The sequence below is a fragment of the Azospirillum sp. UENF 112521 genome (genome assembly GCF_058780665.1).
In genome coordinates this window covers 314,367-337,195 of sequence record NZ_JBSNCI010000003.1, presented here as the reverse complement: position 1 = coordinate 337,195, position 22,829 = coordinate 314,367, and the positions used below count along the sequence as shown (strand labels likewise).

General features: G+C 69.8%; 19 protein-coding genes and 1 pseudogene. 11 read left to right on the top strand and 9 right to left on the bottom strand.

Translation table 11 applies throughout. The annotated features are described in order from the left end of the window. Positions 1-17: 17 nt before the first annotated feature. Positions 18-1,112, top strand: coding sequence for a TAXI family TRAP transporter solute-binding subunit (locus ACWPN8_RS17255; protein ID WP_492241599.1), 1,095 nt, complete (start codon positions 18-20; stop codon positions 1,110-1,112). A gap of 9 nt (positions 1,113-1,121) precedes the next feature. Here the strand turns inward: ACWPN8_RS17255 and ACWPN8_RS17250 are convergent, their stop codons facing one another. Then, positions 1,122-2,492, bottom strand: coding sequence for an aminotransferase-like domain-containing protein (locus ACWPN8_RS17250; RefSeq protein WP_492241598.1), 1,371 nt, complete (start codon positions 2,490-2,492; stop codon positions 1,122-1,124). Between the two features lie 289 nt (positions 2,493-2,781). Here ACWPN8_RS17250 and ACWPN8_RS17245 point away from each other — a divergent pair, with 289 nt between their 5' ends. The 4 genes from ACWPN8_RS17245 (at position 2,782) to ACWPN8_RS17230 (ending at position 7,053) form a co-directional block, all read left to right on the top strand. Then, on the top strand, positions 2,782-4,065 hold the full coding sequence (locus ACWPN8_RS17245) for a hydroxymethylglutaryl-CoA reductase, degradative (protein WP_492241597.1): 1,284 nt from the start codon (positions 2,782-2,784) through the stop codon (positions 4,063-4,065). 96 nt (positions 4,066-4,161) lie between these two features. Beyond that, a complete protein-coding gene (locus ACWPN8_RS17240) occupies positions 4,162-4,644 on the top strand; it encodes a hypothetical protein (RefSeq protein WP_492241596.1) in 483 nt (160 codons plus the stop codon). Then, positions 4,644-6,029, top strand: coding sequence for a tripartite tricarboxylate transporter permease (locus tag ACWPN8_RS17235; protein WP_492241595.1), 1,386 nt, complete (start codon positions 4,644-4,646; stop codon positions 6,027-6,029). Before ACWPN8_RS17240 ends, ACWPN8_RS17235 begins: the two co-directional genes overlap by 1 nt. A gap of 103 nt (positions 6,030-6,132) precedes the next feature. Next, positions 6,133-7,053 carry a hydroxymethylglutaryl-CoA lyase gene (locus ACWPN8_RS17230; RefSeq protein ID WP_492241594.1) on the top strand — a complete coding sequence of 307 codons (921 nt, stop codon included), beginning with the start codon at positions 6,133-6,135 and terminating at the stop codon, positions 7,051-7,053. A gap of 4 nt (positions 7,054-7,057) precedes the next feature. On the opposite strand, the gene ACWPN8_RS17225 is transcribed toward ACWPN8_RS17230, so the two are convergent. From ACWPN8_RS17225 to ACWPN8_RS17200, 6 genes are all read right to left on the bottom strand, one after another. Beyond that, positions 7,058-7,861, bottom strand: a complete 804-nt coding sequence (locus ACWPN8_RS17225; protein WP_492241593.1) for an ATP-binding cassette domain-containing protein — start codon at positions 7,859-7,861, stop codon at positions 7,058-7,060. Next, positions 7,858-9,180 (bottom strand): sugar ABC transporter permease, encoded by a 1,323-nt coding sequence (locus ACWPN8_RS17220; protein WP_492241592.1) that lies wholly within the window; start codon positions 9,178-9,180, stop codon positions 7,858-7,860. The genes ACWPN8_RS17225 and ACWPN8_RS17220 overlap by 4 nt, the downstream gene beginning before the upstream one ends. Continuing rightward, a complete protein-coding gene (gene xylF / locus ACWPN8_RS17215) occupies positions 9,180-10,238 on the bottom strand; it encodes a D-xylose ABC transporter substrate-binding protein (RefSeq protein ID WP_199237708.1) in 1,059 nt (352 codons plus the stop codon). The genes ACWPN8_RS17220 and xylF overlap by 1 nt, the downstream gene beginning before the upstream one ends. Before the next feature lie 222 nt (positions 10,239-10,460). Further along, on the bottom strand, positions 10,461-11,783 hold the full coding sequence (gene xylA, locus ACWPN8_RS17210; protein ID WP_492241591.1) for a xylose isomerase: 1,323 nt from the start codon (positions 11,781-11,783) through the stop codon (positions 10,461-10,463). Continuing rightward, positions 11,780-13,231, bottom strand: a complete 1,452-nt coding sequence (gene xylB / locus ACWPN8_RS17205; protein WP_492241590.1) for a xylulokinase — start codon at positions 13,229-13,231, stop codon at positions 11,780-11,782. Before xylB ends, xylA begins: the two co-directional genes overlap by 4 nt. A gap of 38 nt (positions 13,232-13,269) precedes the next feature. After that, a complete protein-coding gene (locus ACWPN8_RS17200) occupies positions 13,270-14,328 on the bottom strand; it encodes a LacI family DNA-binding transcriptional regulator (protein ID WP_492241589.1) in 1,059 nt (352 codons plus the stop codon). Positions 14,329-14,628: 300 nt separating this feature from the next. Here ACWPN8_RS17200 and ACWPN8_RS17195 point away from each other — a divergent pair. Then, positions 14,629-15,105 (top strand): annotated as a pseudogene (locus tag ACWPN8_RS17195) (DEAD/DEAH box helicase); the annotation flags it as partial. 1,424 nt (positions 15,106-16,529) lie between these two features. Here the strand turns inward: ACWPN8_RS17195 and ACWPN8_RS17190 are convergent. Next, positions 16,530-17,483, bottom strand: coding sequence for a LysR family transcriptional regulator (locus ACWPN8_RS17190; protein ID WP_492241588.1), 954 nt, complete (start codon positions 17,481-17,483; stop codon positions 16,530-16,532). 123 nt (positions 17,484-17,606) lie between these two features. On the opposite strand from ACWPN8_RS17190, the gene ACWPN8_RS17185 reads away from it, so the two are divergent. The 4 genes from ACWPN8_RS17185 to ACWPN8_RS17170 all read left to right on the top strand — a co-directional run bounded on the left by ACWPN8_RS17185 (position 17,607) and on the right by ACWPN8_RS17170 (position 20,867). Beyond that, complete coding sequence (locus ACWPN8_RS17185; RefSeq protein WP_492241587.1) at positions 17,607-18,452, top strand: hypothetical protein; 846 nt, start codon at positions 17,607-17,609, stop codon at positions 18,450-18,452. 40 nt (positions 18,453-18,492) lie between these two features. Next, positions 18,493-19,077: a YceI family protein gene (locus tag ACWPN8_RS17180; RefSeq protein ID WP_492241586.1), complete on the top strand. Its 585-nt coding sequence runs from the start codon at positions 18,493-18,495 to the stop codon at positions 19,075-19,077. An 88-nt stretch (positions 19,078-19,165) separates the two neighbouring features. Then, positions 19,166-20,167 (top strand): glutathione S-transferase family protein, encoded by a 1,002-nt coding sequence (locus tag ACWPN8_RS17175; protein ID WP_492241585.1) that lies wholly within the window; start codon positions 19,166-19,168, stop codon positions 20,165-20,167. Positions 20,168-20,195: 28 nt separating this feature from the next. Next, positions 20,196-20,867: an alpha/beta hydrolase gene (locus tag ACWPN8_RS17170; protein WP_492241584.1), complete on the top strand. Its 672-nt coding sequence runs from the start codon at positions 20,196-20,198 to the stop codon at positions 20,865-20,867. On the opposite strand, the gene ACWPN8_RS17165 is transcribed toward ACWPN8_RS17170, so the two are convergent. After that, positions 20,832-21,950: an NnrS family protein gene (locus ACWPN8_RS17165; protein WP_492241583.1), complete on the bottom strand. Its 1,119-nt coding sequence runs from the start codon at positions 21,948-21,950 to the stop codon at positions 20,832-20,834. The genes ACWPN8_RS17170 and ACWPN8_RS17165 overlap by 36 nt on opposite strands. Before the next feature lie 123 nt (positions 21,951-22,073). Between ACWPN8_RS17165 and ACWPN8_RS17160 the strand changes: the two genes are divergently transcribed. Continuing rightward, complete coding sequence (locus tag ACWPN8_RS17160) at positions 22,074-22,799, top strand: Crp/Fnr family transcriptional regulator (RefSeq protein ID WP_492241582.1); 726 nt, start codon at positions 22,074-22,076, stop codon at positions 22,797-22,799. The last annotated feature ends 30 nt before the right edge of the window (positions 22,800-22,829 follow it).

The following is a 22,829-nucleotide window of genomic DNA, read 5'->3' as shown; positions in this document are numbered from 1 at the left end:
CGAGGGGGGAAAGCACCATGAAGGCATCGTTGGTCCGCATGCTTGCGCTGGGAGCCTGCATCGCCGTCGGCCTTGCCGGCACGGCGTCGGCCGCCGATCCGCGCGGCGTCACTGCCAACAGCGGCACCGTCGGCATCGTGTCGGGCGGGGTCGAGGGGACCTATGTGCGCATCGCCGCCGATCTGGCGTCGGTGCTGGACGACGGCGACACGCTGCGCGTCCTCCCCATGCTGGGCAAGGGTTCGGTCCAGAACCTGAAGGACGTCGTGCTGCTGAAGGGGATCGATGTCGGCATCGTGCAGTCCGACGTGCTGGCCTATGCCAAGCGCGAACGGCTTCTGCCCAACCTCGACCGGCGCATCAAATACATCGCCAAGCTCTACAACGAGGAACTGCACATCCTCGCCGGACCCGAGGTGACGCGGATCGAGGATCTGGCCGGCCGCAAGGTCAATGTCGATGTCCAGGGAAGCGGCACTTCGATGACCGCCTCGCTGGTGTTCGACATGCTGGGCATTCGGGTGGAGCCTCAGGCGAACGACCAGGCGCTGGCGCTGGAGAAGCTGCGCCGGGGGGAGATCGCGGCGATGGCCTATGTCGCCGGCAAGCCGACCCGGCTGTTCCGCGACCTGAAGGCCGGGGACGGGCTGCATTTCCTGTCGGTCCCGATGAGCGCCGCGCTGCTCGACACCTATCTGCCCTCGCGTCTGACCAGCGCCGACTATGACGGGCTGATCAAGCCCGGCGAGCAGGTCGACACCGTGGCGGTGGGTGCCGTGATGGCGGTCTATGGCTGGGAGCGCGACCTGGAGCGCCATCGCAAGGTCGCCCGCTTCGTCGATGCCTTCTTCAGCAAGTTCGACGAGTTCCTGAAGCCGCCGCGCCATCCGAAATGGAAGGAGGTCAATCTGGCGGCCGACGTGCCGGGCTGGACCCGGTTCGAGCCGGCCGAGCAGTGGCTGCGTCAGGCGTCGGCGGCGAAGGAGCCGCAATCCGCCGCCGCCAGGAAGGAGGAGTTCCGCAGCTTCGTCGAGCAGCGCGGGGTCCCGCCCCAGCAGGCGGAAAAGCTGTTCGAGCAGTTCCTGCTGTGGCAGGCGCGGTCCCCGCAATAGGAGGCGGCATCAGGCGCGCAGTTCCTCTGCCAGGAAATCGGTGAAGCGCGGATCGTCGGCATAGGCGATGTTGATCCGCATGGCGGGCGCGGTCGGCGTCTTCACCGGCATGAACAGGCTGCCCGGCGCCAGGAAGATGCCGCGCTCCGCTGCCCGGTGGGTCAACTCCAGCTCGTCGATGTGTCCGGGCAGCTCGCCCCACAGGTAATAGCTTCCCGAGGCGGCGGGCGGCAGCCGCACCCCGATGCGGCCCAGCGCCAGCATCGCCTTTTCGGCATGGTCCTCGATCCGCGTCTTCAGCCGGCGCAGGTGGCGCAGGTAATGGCCCGACGCGATGAAGCCGTAGACGATCCGCTCGACGTAATCGGAGGTGCTGACGATGGTCAGCATCTTGACGTCGCACAGCCGGTCGATCAGCGGGCGCTTCGCCGCCACATAGCCGACGCGCAGGCTGGCCGACAGCGTCTTGGAGAAGGTGCCGACATAGATCACCCGGTCCAGCTGGTCGAGTGCGGCGAGCCGCGGGCTGGCGGCCGGCAGCACGTCGGCGAAGGGATCGTCCTCCACCACATAGAAGCCGTGCTGGCCGGCGACCTGAAGCAGGCGGTGGGCGACGGCCGGCGTGATCGAGCCGCCGGTCGGGTTGTGGGCCAGCGACTGGGTGAAGAACAGCTTGGGCTTGTGGGCGGCGGCCTTGGCGGCGAGATCGTCGAGGTCCGGGCCGTCCTGGCGGCGCTGCACGCCGACGATGGCGATGCGCGACAGCCGCAGCTTGCCGAACAGCGGGTAATAGCCGGGGCTGTCGACCAGCACCGTGTCCCCCGGCTCCAGCATCTGGCGGGCGACGAGGTCGAGCGCGTGGTTGGCGCCCTGGGTCAGCAGGATCTGGTCGGGCGACGCCTTGATCGAGCGTTCGCCCAGCGTCAGCGCCAGCCTTTCCCGCAAGGGCAGGAAGCCCCAGGGGGAGCCGTAGCCGTGTTCCGACGCCAGCCCGCGCACCGCCGCCATGAAGCGCGGGGCGCTGCCGATCTCGAACCGCTCCATCCAGCTGGGCGGCGGCCGGCCGTCGCCGATGCGCACGGCGTAGCTCTGCACCAGCTGCTCGCGCAGGAGCGAGACGAAATCCACGGCTTCTGCGACATGGGCCGGCTGTTGTTCGGCCGAAGCCCGGCGCACGCGCGCGACGTAATAGCCGGAGCCCTGCTTGGCTTCCAGATAGCCCAGCGCCACCAGCCGGTCGTAGGCCTCCGCCATCGTGTTCTTGGAGACGCCATGCTCGACGGCGCCGGCCCGGACCGACAGCAGCCGCTCCCCCGGTTTCAGCAGCCCGTCGCCGATCAGGCCGGTGATCCTGTCGACGATGCTGGCAACCCTGGTCATCCCGCGCGTCATCCGGCAGCCGGCCTTCCGTTACAGTGTCCCATCGGAACCACTGGGACAGTGTCCCGGAGATTCCGGCAAACTGTCCCTTGATCTGTCCCTTTGTATCACTGATCATTCCGCCTGCGAACGGCGTTCCTGCGGCACTCCGCCGGGAACGTCTTCCCTCATATCCTCAACCGACCGTCCCCTTCGGCGGACGCCCCTTCAAGGCGTCCGGGGACGGTTCCATGCCCGGCTCCATGGCCTCTGTTCCGCAGACGGCCCGGCAAGACAGCAAGGTTCAGCAATGTCCAACCCCCACCGCAGCTCCCGCATCTCCGGATTCCACAAGAAGTCGCCGGCGGAGCGGCTGGCCATCGTCTCCAAATTCGCCGGTCTCGACGGCGCGGCTGCGGCGAAGCTCTCCGACACCGGCAACCTGGATCTCGACCTCGCCGACCGGCTGGTCGAGAACGTCGTCGGCTCGATGAACATCCCGCTCGGCATCGCGACCAACATGAAGGTCGACGGCGAGGATCTGCTGATCCCGATGGCGACGGAGGAGTCCTCGGTCGTCGCCGCGGTCTGCAACGCGGCGCGGCAGTGCTATGACGCAGGCGGCTTCACCAGCTCGATGTCCGGCACGCTGATGATCGCCCAGATCCAGGCCATCGGCGTCGCCGATCCCCATGCGGCGCGCCTGCGCATCCTCGGCCGGCGCGACGAGATCAAGGCGGTGTGCGACGGCTGCGATCCCATCCTGCTGAAGTTCGGCGGCGGCTTCCGCGACGTCGAGGTGCGGGTGATCGACAGCCAGGGCGGGCCGATGCTGATCACGCACCTGATCGTCGACACCCGCGACGCCATGGGCGCCAACGCCGTCAACAGCATGGCGGAAAAGCTGGCGCCCCACATCGCCGAATGGACCGGCGGCCGCGTCTATCTGCGCATCCTGTCCAACCTCGCCGACCGGCGGCTGGCGCGGGCGCACGCGGTGTGGACCCTCGACCAGATCGGCGGCGAGGCGGTGCGCGACGGCATCGTCAGCGCCTATCATTTCGCCGATGCCGACCCCTACCGCGCCGCCACCCACAACAAGGGCATCATGAACGGCGTCAGCGCCGTCGTGCTGGCCACCGGCAACGACACCCGCGCGGTGGAGGCCGGCGCCCATGCCTATGCCGCCCGCGACGGCCGCTACCGCAGCCTGACCCGCTTCGAGGTCACCGCCAACGGCGATCTCAGCGGGTCCATCGAGCTGCCGATGGCGGTCGGGCTGATCGGCGGCGCCACCAAGGCCCACCCGACGGCACAGGCCTGCCTGAAGATCCTGGGCGTCGCCAGCGCCGAGCGGCTGGCCCGCATCATCGCTGCGGTCGGTCTGGCGCAGAACTTCTCGGCGCTGAAGGCGCTGGCGACCACTGGCATCCAGAAGGGCCACATGGCGCTGCACGCCCAGAACATCGCAATGATGGCGGGTGCCGTCGGCGGCGAGATCGACCGCGTCGCCCGCATCCTGGTGGAACGCGGCACCGTCCGCCAGGACGTCGCCCAGGCGGTCCTGGAGGACATGCGCGCGGCGGCCCAATAGGCGGGGCCAAACAAGCAGGTCCGTTCAAAGGTCCGTTCAAGGACCCGGCAGGGAGCCCCCGTGACCGGGGCTCCCGCCCCATGAAGAGGAAACGCAATGAAGACGGGACGATTGATAGAGGTCTGGGGCGATACGGTCGACAGCGTCCATCTCGGCCTGGCGATGGCCATCGGCTGCGCCATCAGCCTGGGGGCCTTCCTGCTGGCCAACCGCATCCTGGCCGGCCTCGTCACAGCACCGGAGATGGCGCGGGCCTATTCCATGCTGGTCGGGCTGGCCGGCTGCCTGGTGGCCGGCGCGCTGTGCGCCCGCCTGTTCCCGCCAAAGCGCGAGGTGATCGACCGGGCCGCCGATCCGGCCTGGCGGGACACGCTGATGGCCGAGCTGCGGGCGGAACCGGGCGGTTTCGGCCGGCTTGCCGACCTGCCCCCGGCGGCGGTCGCCGAGTTGAAGGAAATGGGGCTCTACGACCTGTTCGCGGCGGAGGAGAAAGAGGCAGTGGCGGCCGCTCAGGCCGGGCCGGCCCTCCGCTCCGACAGCCTTCGTGCAGATCCGGCGGCGCGGGAGGCGCGGGCGTGATGGAACTTCTTCTCAACGACTTTCTCTGGGCCGCCGGCATGGGGCTGGTCGGTGCCGTGCTGTTCGCCGGCATCGGGCTGGTGTCCGGCACCGACGAGACCACCACCATCGCACCGCTGACCCTGCTGGTCGTCCTGCTCGGCGTGCCGCCGGCCGGCGTCTTCACCTTCTTCCTCGCCAGCGCGGTCGCCAAGCACATGACCCACGCGGTGCCGACGGCGCTGCTCGGCATTCCCGGCGACACCATGGCGATCCCGCTGATGCAGCAGGCGGGTGTGCTACGCAATTTGGGCGTTCCGCACATCGCCCTGCGCAAGATGGTGTCGGGCGCCATCATCGCCGCCTTCGTCGCCGTGCCGCTGGCGGTGCTGTTCGCCGTCCTGCTGGCGCCCTTCGGGCCGTCGATCACCAAGGCGGCCCCCTGGATCTTCGTCGCCGCTGCGGTCGCCATCGCCTATTTCTCGGCCGGACGCTGGGCGTCGGTCGTCGCCCTGTTCCCCTTCGTGCTGGTGATCGTCGCGTTGCAGGGGCTGACCGCGAAGTTCGGGGTGAAGCTGAGCATCAGCTATTTCCTCGGCATCGCCATCGGGCCGCTGGTGGCCGACCTCTTCTCCGTGCTGTCGCCGGCCGACCGCAAGCGGATCGAGCGCGACCGGGTCCGCAGCTTCGCGCTGGCCCCCGACGTGAAGAGCTGGGGCGGCTATTTCCCCAACCCCTTCAAGGTGCTGGACGCCTCGCAGGTCCGCTGGACGCTCGGCACCGCGGCGGTGTCCAGCGCCACCTTCGTCTTCAGCCCGGTCGCCATGACCGTGCTGCTGGGCGAGGTGGTCGGCTCGCGGGTCCGCCATGTCTACCACCGCATGACCACCGTGCTGACCGCGCGCAACGGCGTCACGGAATCGACCTACATCGCCGAGGCGCTGATCCCGCTGATCGCCTTCGGCCTGCCGCTCAGCCCGGTCGCCGCCGGTCCGGCCGCCCCGCTGTTCAACGCGCCGCCGCGCTTCAGCGTCGATGCCGCCACCGGGCAGGTCAACAACCTGCACAATCTGCTGACGAACTGGGAGTTCCTCGGTTATGGGCTGCTGGCGGTCGCGCTGGCGGCGCTGGTCTCCTACCCCTTCGCCATGAACTACGCCCGCAGCGCCGCGGCCTTCGTCGCCCGCCGCCTGAGCCACGAGGCGATCATCGCCACCTTCTCGGGGCTGATCCTGGTGATCGGCGTGTGGGAAGGCGGGCTGATGGGGCTGCTGGTGATCCTCGCCATCGGCCTGATCGGCGGGCTGCTCTACCGGACGCTGGGCTTCAACACCGGTGTCCAGTTCATGGGCTATTACACCGCCGTCCTGACGGTGCCCGCCCTCACCAAGCTGATCGGCGTCTGACGCCGGAGCCGTCATCGCACCCTGTCTTCGTAAGGACCGGCAATCCCGTAACCGCACGGGATCGCCGGTCCTTGCGGCAGTCCGCCAAGAAGCGAGAGTTTCCATGCCTGTGCCCGCATCTGTCCGCATCGTCGATGTCGGCCCGCGCGACGGTCTCCAGAACGAAAAGCAGCCGGTGTCCGCCGCCGCGAAGATCGCGCTGATCGACCGGCTCGGCGCTGCCGGGCTGCTCACCATCGAAGCCGGCAGCTTCGTCTCGCCCAAATGGGTGCCGCAGATGGCGGACAGCGCCGCAGTGCTCGCCGGCATCCATCGTCTACCCGGCGTCTCCTATCCGGTGCTGGTCCCCAACATGACCGGCTTCGAGGCGGCGCTGGCCGCGCAGGTGGAGGAGATCGCGGTCTTCGCCGCAGCCTCGGAAAGCTTCTCCCGCCGCAACATCAACTGCTCGATTGCCGAGAGCCTTGACCGTTTCGCGCCGGTCGTCGCGGCGGCGGGGCGCGCCGGCATCCGGGTCCGCGGCTATGTGTCCTGCGTGCTCGGCTGCCCCTATGAGGGTGCGGTCGCCCCGTCGGCGGTGGCGGAGGTGGCGCAGCGCCTGGCGGCGCTCGGCTGCTACGAGATCTCGCTGGGCGACACCATCGGGGTCGGCACGCCGGCCGCCGCCCAGGCGATGGTCCGCGCCGTCGCGGAGCGGGTGCCGGTGGAGCGGCTGGCGGTGCATTTCCACGACAGTTGGGGACAGGCGCTGGTCAACATCCATGCCTGTCTCGAACTGGGCGTCGCCGTGGTGGACGGCGCCGTCGCCGGTCTCGGCGGCTGCCCCTACGCCAAGGGGGCGAGCGGCAACGTCGCGACCGAGGATGTCGTCTATCTGTTGGACGGGCTCGGCATCCGGACCGGTGTGGACCTTGCGGCGGTGGTGGCCGCCGCCGACTTCATCTCGCGGGAACTCGGCCGGGAGCCGGGCTCCAAGGTCGCCCGCGCCTTCCTTGCCGGGACCGCTCGGGACCGCGCGGCCTGAGGTGTCAGCCCGTCGCCCCCGGTCCGGGAACGGCGCCGGGCGGGCATTTGCCGAGGATGATCATGCCCAGCACCTCGTCCTGCGTCACGTCGGCGACGCGGGCGGTGCCGACCAGCTTGCCGTTCTTCATCACATGGATGCGGTCGGCCAGATCGAACACGTCGTGGATGTCGTGGGAGATCAGGAAGATGCCGATCCCCTCCTGCTTCAGCTGCTTCACCAGCTCGCCGACCTGCCTTGTCTCGGCGGGGCCAAGTGCCGCGGTCGGTTCGTCCATGATGAGGACGCGGGCGTCGAAATGGATGGCGCGGGCGATGGCGACCGACTGGCGCTGGCCGCCGGACAGCGCCTTCACCGGCTCCTTGAAGCGGCGGAAATGCGGGTTGAGGCGGCCCATCACCTTGCGCGCCTCCGCCTCCATCGCGTGGTCATCCAGCGTGCCCCAGGCGGTCAGCTTCTCGCGGCCGAGGAAGATGTTGGCGGCGGCGTCGACATTGTCGGCCAACGCCAGCGTCTGGTAGATCGTCTCGATGCCGCAGCGCTTGGCGTCGCGCGGGCTGGTGATGTGGACCGGCTCGCCGTTCACCCGGATCTCGCCATGGTCGGCGGCATAGGCGCCGGACAGGATCTTGATGAGCGTCGATTTGCCGGCGCCGTTGTGGCCGAGCAGCCCGACCACCTCGCCGGGGTAGAGGTCGATGCTGACGCCGTCCACCGCCTTGATGCCGCCGAAGGCTATGGAGACGTCGCGCATCTCCACCAGCGGGGTGCTGGCCGTCTGCGGGACTGCCGTTGCGAGAGCGCTCATTTCAACCCCCGGCGATAGAGCGTGTCGACATAGACCGCGGCGACCAGCACGAGGCCGACGACGATGTTCTGCATCGGCGCGTCCACCCCCAGCAGCACCATGCCGGACTGCAAGGACTGCATCACCATGGCGCCCAGCATCGCGCCGAGGATGGTGCCGACGCCGCCGGCCATCGAGGTGCCGCCGATGATCGCCGCGGCGATGACGTACAGCTCGTCGAGCGTGCCGTTGGCGTTGGTGGCGGCGTTCAGCCGGGCGGTGGCGATGCAGGCGGACAGGCCGCACAGCGCCCCCATCAGCCCGAACACCATCACCATCACCCGCCGGGTGTTGATGCCCGACAGCTCCGCCGCCTCCGGGTTGCCGCCGATGGCGAAGACGTAGCGGCCGAAGCGGGTGCGCCGCGACAGGAAGGTCATCCCCACCCCCACCGCCAGCGCGATCAGCACCGGGATGGCGAAGCCGTGGGCGACGAAGGGAAGCCCGCCGTCGGTCGACAGCCCTTGCGCCTCCATCATCCGGCGCACCACCGGGACGGGAAGCGGGTAGCTATTGACCACCAGCACCGCGCCGACGATGGCGGCGGCGACCAGCAGGATCACCACCCCCTCCGCCCACAAGGGCCGGACGGGGAAGCCGAAGCCGGCCCGGCGCCGCCGCGTCACCAGGATGGCGGCGACCGACAGCAGGACGGCGGCGATGCCGACCGCCCAACTGGGGCCGGCGCCGATGGCGCCCTCGAAGCCGCCGCCCAGCCGTTTGAACAGGCCGTCCATCGGCGCCACCGTCTGGCCGGTCGTCACCCACCACGCCGCCCCGCGCCAGACCAGCAGACCGCCCAGCGTGACGATGAAGGACGACACGCCGAGATAGGCGATGATGGCGCCCTGCACCGCCCCGACCGCGCCGCCGACGACGATGGCCGCCAGCACGGCGACCACCCAGGTCAGCGGATTGTCGAAGCCCCAGATCTCCGGCAGGATCCGGGCCTGGAGCACGCCGACCACCATGCCGGTGAAGCCCAGTATGGAGCCCACCGACAGGTCGATGTTGCGGGTGACGATGACCAGCACCATGCCCGTCGCCATCACGCCGACGGACGCGGTCTGCACCGACAGGTTCCACAGGTTGCGCGGGGTCAGGAAGGCGCCGCCGGTCAGGATGTCGAAGCCGATCCAGACGATGGCCAGCGCCCCGATCATCCCGACCATGCGGGTGTCCAGCTCCAGCGCGCGCAGGGCGTCGCCGATGCCGGCCCGCCGTCCGGCCGGCGCTTCCGCAGGAGGCGCCGGGGACAGCGTGGTGGACGGCTCTGCCATCAGTTGCAGGCCTTGACGCTGCCAGGCTTCACGCCCTGGCACACCACGTCCTTGGTCACCCAGCCGGCGTCGATCACCTGGCCGAGGTTGTCCTTGGTGATGGCGATCGGGGTGAGGAACAGCGAGGTCATCTTCTGCTTCTTCGGACCGCCGTCGAAGGTGGCGGCACCGGCGATGTCGGTCATCTTCTTGCCGCCGGCCAGCTCCATGGCGATCTCGGCGGCGCGGCGGCCGAGTTCACGGGCGTCCTTCCACACCGACACCGTCTGGGTGCCGAGCGCGATGCGGTTCAGCGCCGCCTTGTCGCCGTCCTGGCCCGACACCGGCACGGTCCCGGCAAGACCCTGCGCCGCCAGCGCCGCGACCGCACCGCCGGCGGTGCCGTCGTTGGAGGCGACCACGGCATCGACCTTGTTGCCGTTCTTGGTCAGGATCTGCTCCATGTTCTGCTGGGCGATGGCCGGCAGCCACTTGTCGGTGTAGGCCTCGCCGACATTCTTGACGTCGCCGCGGTCCATCGCGGCCTTCAGCACCTCCATCTGGCCGGCGAACAGGAAGTCGGCATTCGGATCGGTCGAGCTGCCCTTGATGAAGGCGTAGTTGCCCTTCGGCTTCATCGCGAAGACGCTGCGCGCCTGGAGCCGGCCGACCTCCTTGTTGTCGAAGGTGATGTAGAAGGCCGACGGGATTTCGATCAGCCGGTCATAGCCGACGACCGGGATGCCTTCCGCCGCCGCCTTCTCCACCGCCGGGCGGATGGCGTCGCTGTCCTGGGCCAGGATGATCAGCGCGTTGGCGCCGCGCGAGATCAGCGATTCGATGTCCGACAGCTGCTTGGCCGGCGAGGACTGGGCGTCGGCCGACAGGTATTTGCCGCCCGCCTTCTCGATCACGGCCTTGATCGCCGCCTCGTCGGTCTTCCAGCGCTCTTCCTGGAAGTTGGACCAGGACACGCCGACGGTGGTGCCGGCGGCCAGTGCCGCCGTCGAGGTCATGGTGGTCATGGCAGCCAGCGTCAGGAACAGGCCGGCGGCGGTCGCGGTGAGGCGGTGCTTCATCGTGTTTCCTCCTTATGTGGCCGTCCGGTCATGGCGGCCTTGTTGATCGACGAGAAGTCTCCGATTTCCCCCCTCTCCCCCGGGGAGAGGGTCGGGGTGAGGGGGATGCAATGCTGTGGATCTGGTGGAGAGCGGAGAGTGTGCGACTTTTGAAGATCCTCGCCGCGCGACCCCCTCACCCTAACCCTCTCCCCGGGGGGAGAGGGGATATCGCTATGGGGCTCAGACGTAGCGGTTGACGATGTTCTCCAGATACTCCTGCCGGCCGGAGCGCGGCTGGGGGTTAAGGCCCGAGGTGAGTGCCCGCTCGGCAAGCGTGGCGAGGTCGCGCTTGCCGGACAGGATCGCCTGACCCTCCGCTCCGTCCCAACCGGCGTAGCGCTCGGACAGCGGCTTGGTCAGGGCGCCGTCCTCCAGCATCTGCGCCGCCTGCAGCAGGGCGCGGGCGCAGGTGTCGACGCCGCCGATGTGGCCGTGCAGCAGGTCGGCGGGGTCGAGCGACTGGCGGCGGATCTTTGCGTCGAAATTCAGGCCGCCGGTGGTGAAGCCGCCGCCCTTCAGGATGTCGTGCATGACCACCGTCAGCTCGCCGACGTCGTTGGCGAACTGGTCGGTGTCCCAGCCCAGCAGCGCGTCGCCGCGGTTCATGTCGAGCGAGCCGAAGATGCCCAAAGCCAGCGCCAGACCGACCTCGTGCTGGAAGCTGTGGCCGGCGAGGATGGCGTGGTTCTGCTCGATGTTCACCCGCACGTCGGCCAGCAGGTCGTAACGCTCCAGGAAGCCGTAGACGGTGGCGACGTCGAAGTCGTACTGGTGCTTGGTCGGCTCGCGCGGCTTCGGCTCGATCAGGATCGGGCCGTCGAAGCCGATCCTGTGCTTGTGCTCCACCACCATCGCCAGGAAGCGGCCCATCTGGTCCAGCTCGCGCTTCAGGTCGGTGTTCAGCAGCGTCTCATAGCCCTCGCGCCCGCCCCACATGACGTAGTTGGCGCCGCCCAGCGCATGGGTGGCCTCCAGCGCGGCGCGGACCTGACCGCAGGCGTAGAGGAAGACGTCCGGGTCCGGGTTGGTCGCCGCACCCGCCATGTAGCGACGGTTGGAGAACAGGTTGGCGGTGCCCCACAGCAGACGGACCTTGGCGGTCTCCATCTTCGCCGCGAACAGCTCGGTGATGGCCTTCAGGTTGTCGACGCTCTCGGCCAGAGAGTCGCCCTCCGGTGCGGCGTCGAGGTCGTGGAAGCAGAAGAAGGGGATGTCGAGCAGGCGGAACATCTCGAAGGCGACATCGGCCTTGGCGCGGGCCGCCGCCATCGGGTCCTGGCCGGGGCGCATCCATGGGCGCTGGAAGGTCTCGCCGCCGAAGGGGTCGCCGCCCGGCCAGCAGAAGCTGTGCCAGTAGCAGGCGGCCAGCCGCAGATGGTCCTCCATCCGCTTGCCCAGAACCACGCGGTCCTTGTCGTACCAGCGGTAGGAGAGCGGATCGCGGCTGTCCGGCCCGCGGTAGGCCACCGGGGACAGGTCGCCGAAGAAAGAGGCGGTGCTCAAGACGCGAACTCCTTGGCAAGGGGGTAGAGCCGGCGCCAGCGCAGCCAGGCCTGGCTGTACGCCTCGGCGCGGGCCGGATCGGGGGTGAAGGTCTCCAGACGGCGGGGCTTCCGGCAGACAGCGGCGGGAGATTCTCCCGTCGCCGCCATGCGGCCGAGATGGGCGGCACCCAATGCCGCGCCCACCTCGCCGTCCTCGATGCGGTGGATGGTGACGCCGAGCGCGTCGGCGCAGATGCGCGCCCACAGCCGCGAGCGGGAGCCGCCGCCGGCAAGGTCGAAGACGGTCGGGGCGCCCTCCCCCAGCGCGACGAGGTTGTCGCGGGAGGCGAAGGCGACGCCCTCCAGCACCGCCTGCACCATCGCGTCGCGCGTGGTCTCGGCCGACAGGCCGGCGAACAGGCCGCGCACGGTGGCGTCGTTGTGCGGGGTGCGCTCGCCCGACAGATAGGGCAGGAAGGCGACCGGCGAGGGGCCGTCGACGGCATCGCCGAGCGGGGCCAGCAGCGCCGCCTCCGGCGCGCCGAGGGTGGAGGCGGCCCAGGCCAGCGAGGCGGCCGACGACAGCATGACGCCCATCTGGTGCCAGACGCCGGGCAGCGCGTGGCAGAAGGCATGGACCGCCATCGCCGGGTTGGGCAGGAAGCGGTCGGTCGTCCGCCACACCACACCGGAGGTGCCGAGGCTGAGGAAGCCGTCGCCCGGCGCGATGGCGCCGAGCCCGACCGCGCTGGCGGCGCAATCCCCTGCTCCGCCGGCCACCACCGGCGGATTGCGCATGCCCCAGCGGCGGGCGAGATCGGGCGACAGCCGGGCGACGGCGTCGGAGCCTTCGGCCAGATCGGGCATGTGGGCGTGGGTCATCCGGGTGGCGGCGAGCAGATCGTCCGACCAGTCGCGCCGGGCCACGTCGAGCCACAGCGTGCCGGAGGCGTCCGACATCTCCTCCACCATTGCGCCGGTGAAGCGCCAGCGGACATAGGCCTTGGGCAGCAGCACCTTGGCCAGCGCCGCGAAGATTTCCGGCTCCTCCTCCGCCACCCACAGCAGCTTGGGCGCGGTGAATCCCGGCATGGCGATGTTGCCGCTGATCGCCCGCAGCGTCGGGAGGGTTTCCTCCAGGGTCGCGCATTGGCGGTGGGAGCGGCCGTCGTTCCACAGGATGGCGGGACGCAGAACCCGGTTGTCGGCGCCCAGCAGCACCGCGCCATGCATCTGGCCGGAGAAGCCGATGCCGAGCACCCCGGCGAGCGCGTCCGGCTGGCGGGCTGCCAGCTCGTCCACCGCGGCGACGGCGGCGGCGACCCAGTCCTCCGGCTCCTGCTCCGACCACAGGGGATGCGGGCGCGAGACGGTGCAGGGGCGGGACGCGCTGCCGGCGACGGCCCCGTCGGCGTCGGTCAGGACCGCCTTGACGCTCGAGGTGCCGATGTCGATCCCGAGAAACATGACTGTCGACCTTTTCTGATGCCCTGGTTCCGATAAGGTCAGGGCAGGTTGTCGCGCAGGATGACCTGGACCCTGATGTGTTCCTGCGCCGCGACGATCTCCTGGCCGGTGACCAGGGCGTGGAGCACCCGGCCCATCGAGCGCACCTCGTGCCCCGGATCCTGGGCGACCAGGGCGGCGAAGCTGCCGTCCAGCAGCATGCGGCGGGTGGCCGGCGTCAGCTCGTGCCCGACGCAGAGGATCTTGCGGGCGAGCCCGGCCTCGGCCAGCGCCTCGCCGATGCCGACCGAGCCCTCGCCGGTGTTGTAGATCGCCACCAGATCGGGGGTGCCGTCCAGCATGCGGCGGACCAGATCGCGGTTGCGCTCCGGGTCATCGCGGCCCTCCACCGGAGTCAGGCAGGTCAGATGAGGATATTCCTCCGCCAGCACCTGCCCGAAGCCGAAGCGCCGTTCGGCATGGTCGCGCAGGCTGCCCGATCCGGTGACGATGCCGACAGAGCCTCCTGTTTCCCCGTTTCGGGGCGGGCCGAGGAAGCGGCCGACCAGCGACCCGGCGGTGCGGCCGGCGGCGATGTTGTCGATGCCGACATAATGCTGGCGCCGCGAGGACGGGGCGTCCGACACCAGCGTCACCACCGCCATGCCGCCCTCGACCAGATCGTCGATGGCGGCGCGGATGCGCGGATGGTCGAGCGCCACCAGCGCCACCCCGTCGAAGCGGCCCGGCAGGGCGGCCAACTGCGCCGCCAGCGTGTCGGCGTCGAACACGTCGGCCTCGACGATCTTCACCCCGATGCGCCGGGCGCGGAACCAGCCGGCCTGGGCGCGGATGGTGTCGGCGATGTCCATCATGAAGCGGTTGCCGCCGCCGGGCAGGATCACGGCGAAGCGCCAGGAGCGTGCCCGCGCCAGCTCCGCCGCCGCCGCCAGCGGGCGGAAGCCCAGCCGCTGCACCGCGTCCTGCACCTTGCGCGCGGTCTTGGCGCTGACGCCGGGCCGCCCGTTGACCACCCGGTCGGCGGTCGCAAGGCTGACGCCGGCCGCGGCCGCGACGTCGCGCAGGGTCATGGGTCCATCGCTGGCGTGATTGTTCATGCCGCGAACATATTCCTGCGGTTTGAGGTGCGCAACTCAAATCTTGAGGTCAGGCTCAAGCTCTGCCATTTGGTGGAGAGTTGCGATGTTGGGCCAGTTCGCACATGCGGAAATTAAGGTGCGTACATCAGATTGCCGCGCGGCGAGCCGCTCATAAGGCTTAGGAACCGCGAATCGCCCTCCCCAGCCGGTGGCGGCAGTACTCCGCCTGGGCGCCGTTACCTACGATTGCGCTCAAGACCGGAGAACTCGCGGCACTTTAGGCTTGCTCCTCCCTCGTGCCACAGCCAGCAGGGTGGAATGCCGCAGCTGAGAACCCATCAGCAACTGGTCAGCGCCATCGCCGACGCCATCGGCCAGCAGCAGACGGAGGTTCGCGACGTTCTGGCGGCGGTGACGCCCGGCGGGGGGAAATCGCTGTTGCCGGTGATCATGGCGGCGGCGCTGCACAAGGCCGGGCGGATCGACCGGGTCTGCTGGATCGTGCCGCGCGACAGCCTGCGCCAGCAGGCGGAGGAGGCCTTCGTCGATCCGCGCTGGCGCGAGGTGTTGGGACACAGCCTTGCCCTGCGCGCCGCGGAGAACGGGCGCGACCTCTGCCGCGGTTTGCAGGGCTACGTCACCACATATCAGGCGGTGGCCGCCGCACCGGACCTGCATCTCCAGGAGTTCCGCCGCCACCGCTACCTCCTGGCGGTGGACGAGCTGCACCATCTGCCGGCGGTGTTCGACACCGACCGCATGGCGGCGGTGGAGGAGGAAACCGCCTGGAGCCGGTCGATCCTGCCGCTGCTGGAGAATGCGTCGGCCCGTCTGCTGATGAGCGGGACGCTGGAGCGCGCCGACGGCCGGCCGATCCTGTGGCTGCCCTACCGGGCGCCGCAGGGAACGCGGAAGATGCGGGAGATCGATTTCAAGGCGCCGGGCTGGGCGGTGGTGGGATATTCGCGGCGGCAGGCGCTGGCGGAAAAGGCGATCCTGCCGGTGACCTTCGGCGCGATGGACGGGACGGCCTCCTGGCTGGATGCGGAGCGGACCAACCGCTGGGTCGATTCCCTGTCCAAGGCGGGGGAAAACACGCGCGACGCCCTGTTCACCGCACTGCGCACCGGCTTCGCCCAGGCGATGCTGCGCGAGGCCTACCGCTCCTGCCGGGAGCATCGGGCGAAACGGCGGGCGGAGCTGAAGCTGCCGGCGGGGCGCGACGATCCGGGGCTGGGCAAGCTGCTGGTGATCGCTCCCGACCAGGGGACGGCGCGCTTCTATCTGGAGACGCTGCAAGGCTGGATGCCGATGGCGCAGGCCGGACGCATGGCGCGGCTCGCCATTTCCGAGTGCCGCGACGCGCAGGAGGTGGTCGCCGCGTTTCGCCTGCGCCCCGAACCGGCGGTGCTGGTCTCCGTCGCCATGGCGTACGAGGGGTTGGACGCGCCGTCGATCACCCATGTCGCCTGCCTGACGCACATCCGCTCCCGCCCCTGGCTGGAGCAGGCGATTGCGCGGGCGACGCGGGTGGACCCGCATGGCGGTCCCTACGACCGGCAGCGGGCGCTGATCTACCACCCCTCCGACGCGCTGTTCGAGCAGTTCCGCACCATGGTGGAGACCCAGCAGGGCACCCGCGCCATGGTGAAGACCCGCCGTCCGCAGCAGGAGCTTCCCTTTGAGCGCTCGACGGAGCGCGAGCCGGAGATCATCCCGCTTGAATCCAACGCCACGGCGCTGAGCTTCGCCGTGGTGGCGCCGGGGCCGGACTTTGGAACGCAGGGCAGGGATCCGGGGGAATTGCCGCTGACGCCGAGTGCGGCGGAGCATCACCTGCGCCAGCGCATCGGGCAATTGGTGGCGGCGCAGGTGATCGAGGACGAGGACAACAACCTCGTCGCCGAGGGGCCGACCGGCTACCACATCTACAACGCCGTGCTGAAGCGGCTGATGAAGAAGGCGCGCTCCGAAATGACGCTGTCGGAGCTGGAGGCGACGGTGGGCTGGCTGGAGCGCAACCGGCTGTCGGACCACCGGCACCTGATCCTCGACGATCCGCAATTCACTTGGTCGACACGGCGGCGGGGGCAGCCGGCACGGATGCAGATGCCTCGCGGACGCGACACCGGAAGAATCCCCTCTCCCCCCGGGGAGAGGGTTAGGGTGAGGGGGATGCGCTGCGGCCCTTATCCAAAAATCCGGCATGTGCGTCCCCCTCACCCCGTCCCTCTCCCCGGGGGGGAGAGGGGGAAATCGGGGAGGGAGAGGGGCAACGGACAGCGCCCTTCCAGCAGGTCGCGGTCGCGGGTCAGGGCGTCGGCCATGAAGTCGAGGAAGGCGCGGACGCGGCCCATGTGGCGCAAATCCTCGTGGGTCAGCAGCCAGAGCTTCGCGTCGGCCTCCTGCACCGGCTCGCCGATGCGGCGGAAGGCCGGGTCGCGGTCGACCACGCCGCAGGGCAGCAGGCCGAGCCCGATGCCGGCCCGCACCGCCTCCACCGCCCCCGCCACCGAATTGACCCGGTAGCGGACCGAGCCGGCCGGGACCATCCGCTTCATCCAGTGGGCGAGGTTGGTGTGGTCGAAGGACTCGTCCAGCCCGACCCAGGGATGGCGGTCGAGATCGCCGCCGGTGCCCGCCTCCTCCAGATAGCTGGTGCCGCCATAGACGGCGAAGGCGAGGCCGGACACCGCGCGGCCGACCAGATTCTCCGGCGGGCTGGTGGTGGCGCGGATCGCCACGTCGGCTTCGCGCCGGGTCAGGCTGAGCGACGCCTCCGCCGCCACCAGATCGACCCGCAGGTCGGGGTGGCGGCGGCGGAAGGCGGCGATGTGGCGCGGCAGGACGTAGAGCGTCAGGATGTCGACGGTGGTCACGCGCAGGCTGCCGCTGATCCGGGTGTCGCGGCCGGACAGCAGGCGGTTGGCGGCGGCCAGATCCTCCTCCATCTTCTGCGCCACCCGCTGCATCTCGTCGCCCGCCGCGGTCAGCACATAGCCGCCGGGCAGCTTGTCGAACAGCCGGGCGCCCATCGCCTGTTCCAGCGCCGTCACCCGGCGCAGAACCGTGCTGTGGTTCACCCCCAGCACGCGCGCCGCCGCCGACAGCGACCCGTGCCGCGCCACCGCCAGCAAATAGCGAAAATCATCCCAATTGCTGCTACCTAGCATTTATTCCCGCTCATTCTTGCATATGCTTTTTGCAAAACTCCCGAATTTGCGCTTACCAGAGCACAGGTTAGGGTCCCCGCCAAGCGCAGCCTGCGCCATCCCATCGAGACCCGGCTTTCTCCCATGTCCGAGCTGCTTCAAGACCCCTTCGTCCAATCCAGCGTGCTGCCGCTGCTGGTCGGCCTGATCCTGGTCGGCGCGCTGCACCTGCTGCGCCGTTCGCTGGCGGCGGCCGGCATCGCCGCCGGCTTCCTGGTCGTCTTCGCGATGGTGATCGGCCTGCCGGCCCTGCCGCCGCCGTCGAGCATGGGCAAGCTGTTCTGGGCGTCCGCAGCCGGGCTGCTGATCGGCGTGGTCGCCGACGTGGCGGGGATCCGCGGCCGGATCGCGTCGGCGGTGCTGGCGGTCTGGCTGGCCGCATCTCTGCTGTGGATCGCCCTGCCCGCGCTCGACTCAGCGGCGGCAATCGTCAGCCTCGTCGTCCTGCTCGGCACGGCGGCGTGGGTCGCTTTTGCCCGCGTTTCGCAGACGCAAGGGGCCGAAAGCCCGATGGCGCCGGCCGCCTCGCTGCTGGCGCTGGCGCTGGCGGTCGGCGGCACCGCGCTGATCGGCTCCTCGGCTTCCATCGCCCAGATGGCGCTGGCGCTGGCGGCGTCGGCCGGTGGGTTCCTGCTGTGGAACTGGCCGGTGGAGCGCCATGGCTGGGGCCTGTCGGGCCGGGTCGCCACCGGCATCGCCGTCCTGCTGGCCGCCGTGCTGGCCCTGTTCACCCAGACCCAGGCCGCGGTTCTGTTGCTGGCCCTGCCCGCCCTGTTCGCCGGCCATGTCCGCCGCTTTCTTCCCCAGGGCGACGGCCCGGTCGGCCGCGCCGCCTCGTCGGCCGCCGTCACGGTGGTCGCAGTCCTTCCGGCGCTGGTCGCCATCGGCGCGGCCTTCGCGCTGAGTGGCGGTGAAGCGTCGCCCTACTGATCCTTCCTTCCAGTCAATCCTGTTTTCCGGAGTTCCGTTCATGAAGAAGACCCTGTTTGCCGCCGCCCTGTTCATCGCGACGGCGACCGGTGCCGTTTCCACCGCCTTCGCCGCCCCGGTCAGCTACAAGATCGACCCGGCGCACACCGCCGTCGCCTTCATCGTCAACCATGTCGGCTTCTCCAACGTGATCGGCCGCTTCAACACGGTCGGCGGCGAGGTCAGCTTCGACAAGGACGCCGTCGAGAAGAGCACGGTCACCGTCACCATCGACACCACCAGCGTCGACACCAACCATGCCAAGCGTGACGAGCATCTGCGCTCGCCGGACTTCTTCAATGCGAAGGAGTTCCCGAAGATGACCTTCAAGAGCACGAAGATCGAGAAGACCGGCGACAAGACCGGCAAGCTGCACGGCGACCTGACCATGTTGGGCGTGACCAAGCCGGTGGTGCTGGACGTCACCTTCAACAAGGACGGCGTCAGCCCGGCCAGCAAGCTGGAGACCGCCGGCTTCTCCGCCCGCGGCACGGTCAAGCGCACCGAGTTCGGCATGAAGTACGGCGCCCCGGCCATCGGTGACGACATCCAGCTGCTGATCGAGGTCGAAGCGGTCAAGTCCTGATCGCCGGCAGTCTTCGACTGTTGCAGAGTGGGAGGGGCCGGTTCGCCGGCCCCTTCGCCTATGTGCCGATTGGAATGGAGGAACCGCGATGCCGCAGCTTGTGAACGGTGTTTGGGAAAAGGGCGACATCGCGGCCAGCGAGATCAAGGGCGGCGCCTTTCACCGCGAGCCGACCCGCTTCCGCGACTGGATCACGCCGGACGGCGCGCCGGATGCCGATGGGAAGCCGACATTGCCGGCGGTGGCCGGACGCTATCATCTCTATATTTCCTATCTGTGTCCCTGGGCCTCGCGCACGCTGATTTTTCGCGCGCTGAAGGGGTTGGAGGGGGTGATCGGCATGTCCGCCGCCGAGCCGGTGCTGGGCGAAGACGGCTGGGTCTATGGCGAGGAGCAGGATGGCGGACCGGGCGTCGGCCGTTTCCGCCACCATTACAGCCTCTATACGGCGAGTGACCCGACCTACACCGGCAAGGTGTCGGTCCCGGTTCTGTGGGACCGGCAGGAAGGCCGCATCGTCAACAACGAGTTGGCGGACATCATCCGCATTCTGAACAGCGCCTTCGATGGGCTGACCGGCAACCGGCTGGACCTCTATCCCGAGCCGCTGCGGCCGGAGATCGACCGCTGGAACGAGCTGGTCTATGCCAACGTCAACAACGGCGTGTACCGCTGCGGCTTCGCCAAGTCGCAGGCCAGCTACGACGAGGCGTTCGACGCGCTGTTCGCCACGCTCGACCGGCTGGAGGAGCGGCTGTCGGCCAGCCGCTATCTGGCGGGCGAGCATCTGACCGAAGCCGACTGGCGCCTGTTCGTGACGCTGGTGCGCTTCGACGCCGCCTATCATGGCGCCTTCAAGTGCAACCTGCGGCGGATCGGGGATTATCCCAACCTATCGGCCTATCTGCGCGAGCTGTACCAGTGGCCGGGCATCCGCGAGACGGTGAAGATCGACCATATCAAGACCGGCTACTACACCAACCCGGCGATCAACCCGACGCTGATCGTGCCGAAGGGGCCGGCGCTGGATTTCGAGCGGCCGCATGATCGCGACCGGCTGCCGGGCAAGGGCATCTGGCAGCGCGGCTGATACAGCGACGACAGGAAAGGCGGTTTCCATGAGCGGCAACACGACAGACGGTTCCGGTGAGGTCCTGCGCCTGGCCCCCGTCTCCGGGACGGCGGCAAGGCGGCTGGTCATCCTGCTGCACGGCGTCGGGTCGTCCGGCGCCGACCTGATGCCGCTGGCCCAGTCCTGGCGGGGGGCGCTTCCCGACGCCGCCTTCGCAGCGCCAAACGCACTGCAGCCCTTCGACATGGGCAACGGGCATCAATGGTTCAGCATCGCCGGGGTGACGGAGGCGAACCGCCCCGCCCGCGTCGCCGCTGCCCTGCCGGCGCTGGTCGAACTGATCGAGGCCGAACGGCAGCGGGTAGGCGTCGCTCCCGCCGACGTGGTGCTGGTCGGTTTCAGCCAGGGCAGCATCATGGCGCTGCATCTCGCCATGACCGCTCCGGAGCGCTGCGGTGCCGTCGTCGCCTTCGCCGGCCGCATCGCTGCACCGGTCGAAACGCCGGATAGGGCGGGGCACCGTCCGCCGATCCTGATGGTCGGCGGTGCGGCGGACAGCATCATGCCGCCCGCCGTGGTGCAGGCCGCCGCCACCCATTTCCGCTCCGCCGGCTTCGCGGTGGAGGAGCATCTGCTGCGCGGCGTCCCGCACACCATCACCGCCGCCGGTGCGCAGCTCGGCCTAGATTTCCTGCAACGCGTCCTGCCGTCGGCGTGACCGCCGCGGCCGGGTGAGCAGAACCCCGGCGGTCAGCAGCTGGCCGAGGGTCCAGAAGACCGCCGCGGCGGTCAGCAGACTCATCGACGGCCACCAGACCGCCGCCACGCGCAGCGCCGCCGCCAGGGCGATCAGCCCGACGGCGACGCTGGCGGCGGGCGGGAAACGCTCCGGCTCCGCCTCGCGCTGCAGGGTGGTGCGGATCGTCATGGCGCTGGCGAGGATGCCGAGCGCGCCGACCCCCAGCAGGTGCCAGCCGGCGGCGGGCGGCAGGCCGAGCAGCGCCGTGCCAGCCGACAGCAGCCAGCCGGCGCCGAGGCAGAGATAGCCCAGATGCAGGCTGGCGATCTCCGGCCGGCGCAGCAGCAGATGCGGCTTCCAGCGGGCGAGCCGCAGCAGTGCGCTCGTCCCGGCCATCGCGGCCCCGACGGCGCCGGCGAGGGGCAGCAGGCCGGTGGCGGCCGACAGCAGGCAGAGGGCGGCCCCGGCGATGCCCATCGCCTCCAGCCTCGGCTGGACCCGGTGCGCGAGGGTGATCCCCTGGCGGCGCAGGGCTCCGGCGGTCGCGGCGGGGATGACCCGCCCGCCCATGGTCAGCAGCAGCGTGGCGATCAGCAGCAGGGCGACGGGCTGGCCGCTGCCGGGGACAAGGCCCAGCTCCCCCGCCCAGAACAGCGCCTCGGCACCGAGGAAGGCGCCGATCAGCGGGCCGAACACCGCGTTGTGGCCGCTGCGGCCGGTGCGCAGGAAGGGAAGGCCGGCGACGACGAACAGCAGCAGCGGATAGGCGAAAGAAAGCGGCAGGGCCAGCAGCGGCGGCAGCCCGGCCAGAAGGGCCAGCCGTCCGGCGAGCCAGGACAGCAGGGCCACCGCCAGCATCGGGCGCGACAGCCGGGTCATCAGGAAGCCGCCGACCACCGCCAGCGCATAGCCCAGCGTCATCTCGTGCGCATGCACGGCCGGCGACCAGCCCGTCGGCAGCAGGCCACCGACCTGTGCCAGCAACAGCGGGACGGCGAGCGCTGCATAGAGGGCGGCGGCCGGGTACATCGTCCGGTGGGCGCTGGTGGAAGGGGTGGGCATGGCGGGGACCTTCGCTGGAATGCTGCGGTCATTCTGGCGGCATGCCGGATTTCGCGCTTTGAGCCGCAACAAACTCGTGCACGAATGGATGGAGATCACGCCCAGCGCGCCAGGACGACCGCCATGCCTCCGCCCCCAGACCCTGCCGTACTGCGCGGCATGCCGCTGTTCGCCGGGCTGGATGCCGATGCGCTGGGGGAGGCCGTCGCGCTGGCGCGGCCCCGGCTGCATGTCCGCGGCACCGCCCTCTTCAGCCAGGGGGAAGCGGCGGCGGCCGGCCATGCGCTGATCGACGGGCGGGTGAAGATCGTGCAGACCGGTCCCGACGGGCAGCAGGTGGTGATGCGCTTCATCGGCCCCGGCGAGATGTTCGGCACGCTGGCGATCTTCACCGACGGGTTCTATCCGGCCGATGCCGTCGCGGTGGCCGATTGCGTCGAGCTGTCCTGGCCGGCCGCCGCGATGACCGAGCTGATGGATCGCCATCCCACCATCGCCCGCAACGCGCTGGCGATCGTCGGCGGGCGGCTGCGCGAAGTGCAGAACCGCCTGCGCGAGGTGGCGACGGAGCGGGTGGAGCGCCGCATCGCCCACGCCCTGCTGCGGCTGGTGCGCCACGCCGGGCGGCGGGTGGAGGCCGGGGTGGAGATCGACTTCCCGCTGTCCAGGCAGGACGTGGCGGAGATGACGGGCACGACGCTGCACACCGTCAGCCGCACCCTGTCGGCCTGGGAAAGCCAGGGCATCGTCGAGAGCGGCCGGCAGCAGGTGGTGATCCGCAAGCCCCATGCGCTGGTCGCCATCGCCGAGGATTTGCCGTCCCTGCCGCTGCCGGCTGAGCGGGATTGACTGCGACCGGATGCCGGACCGGCGGGACGC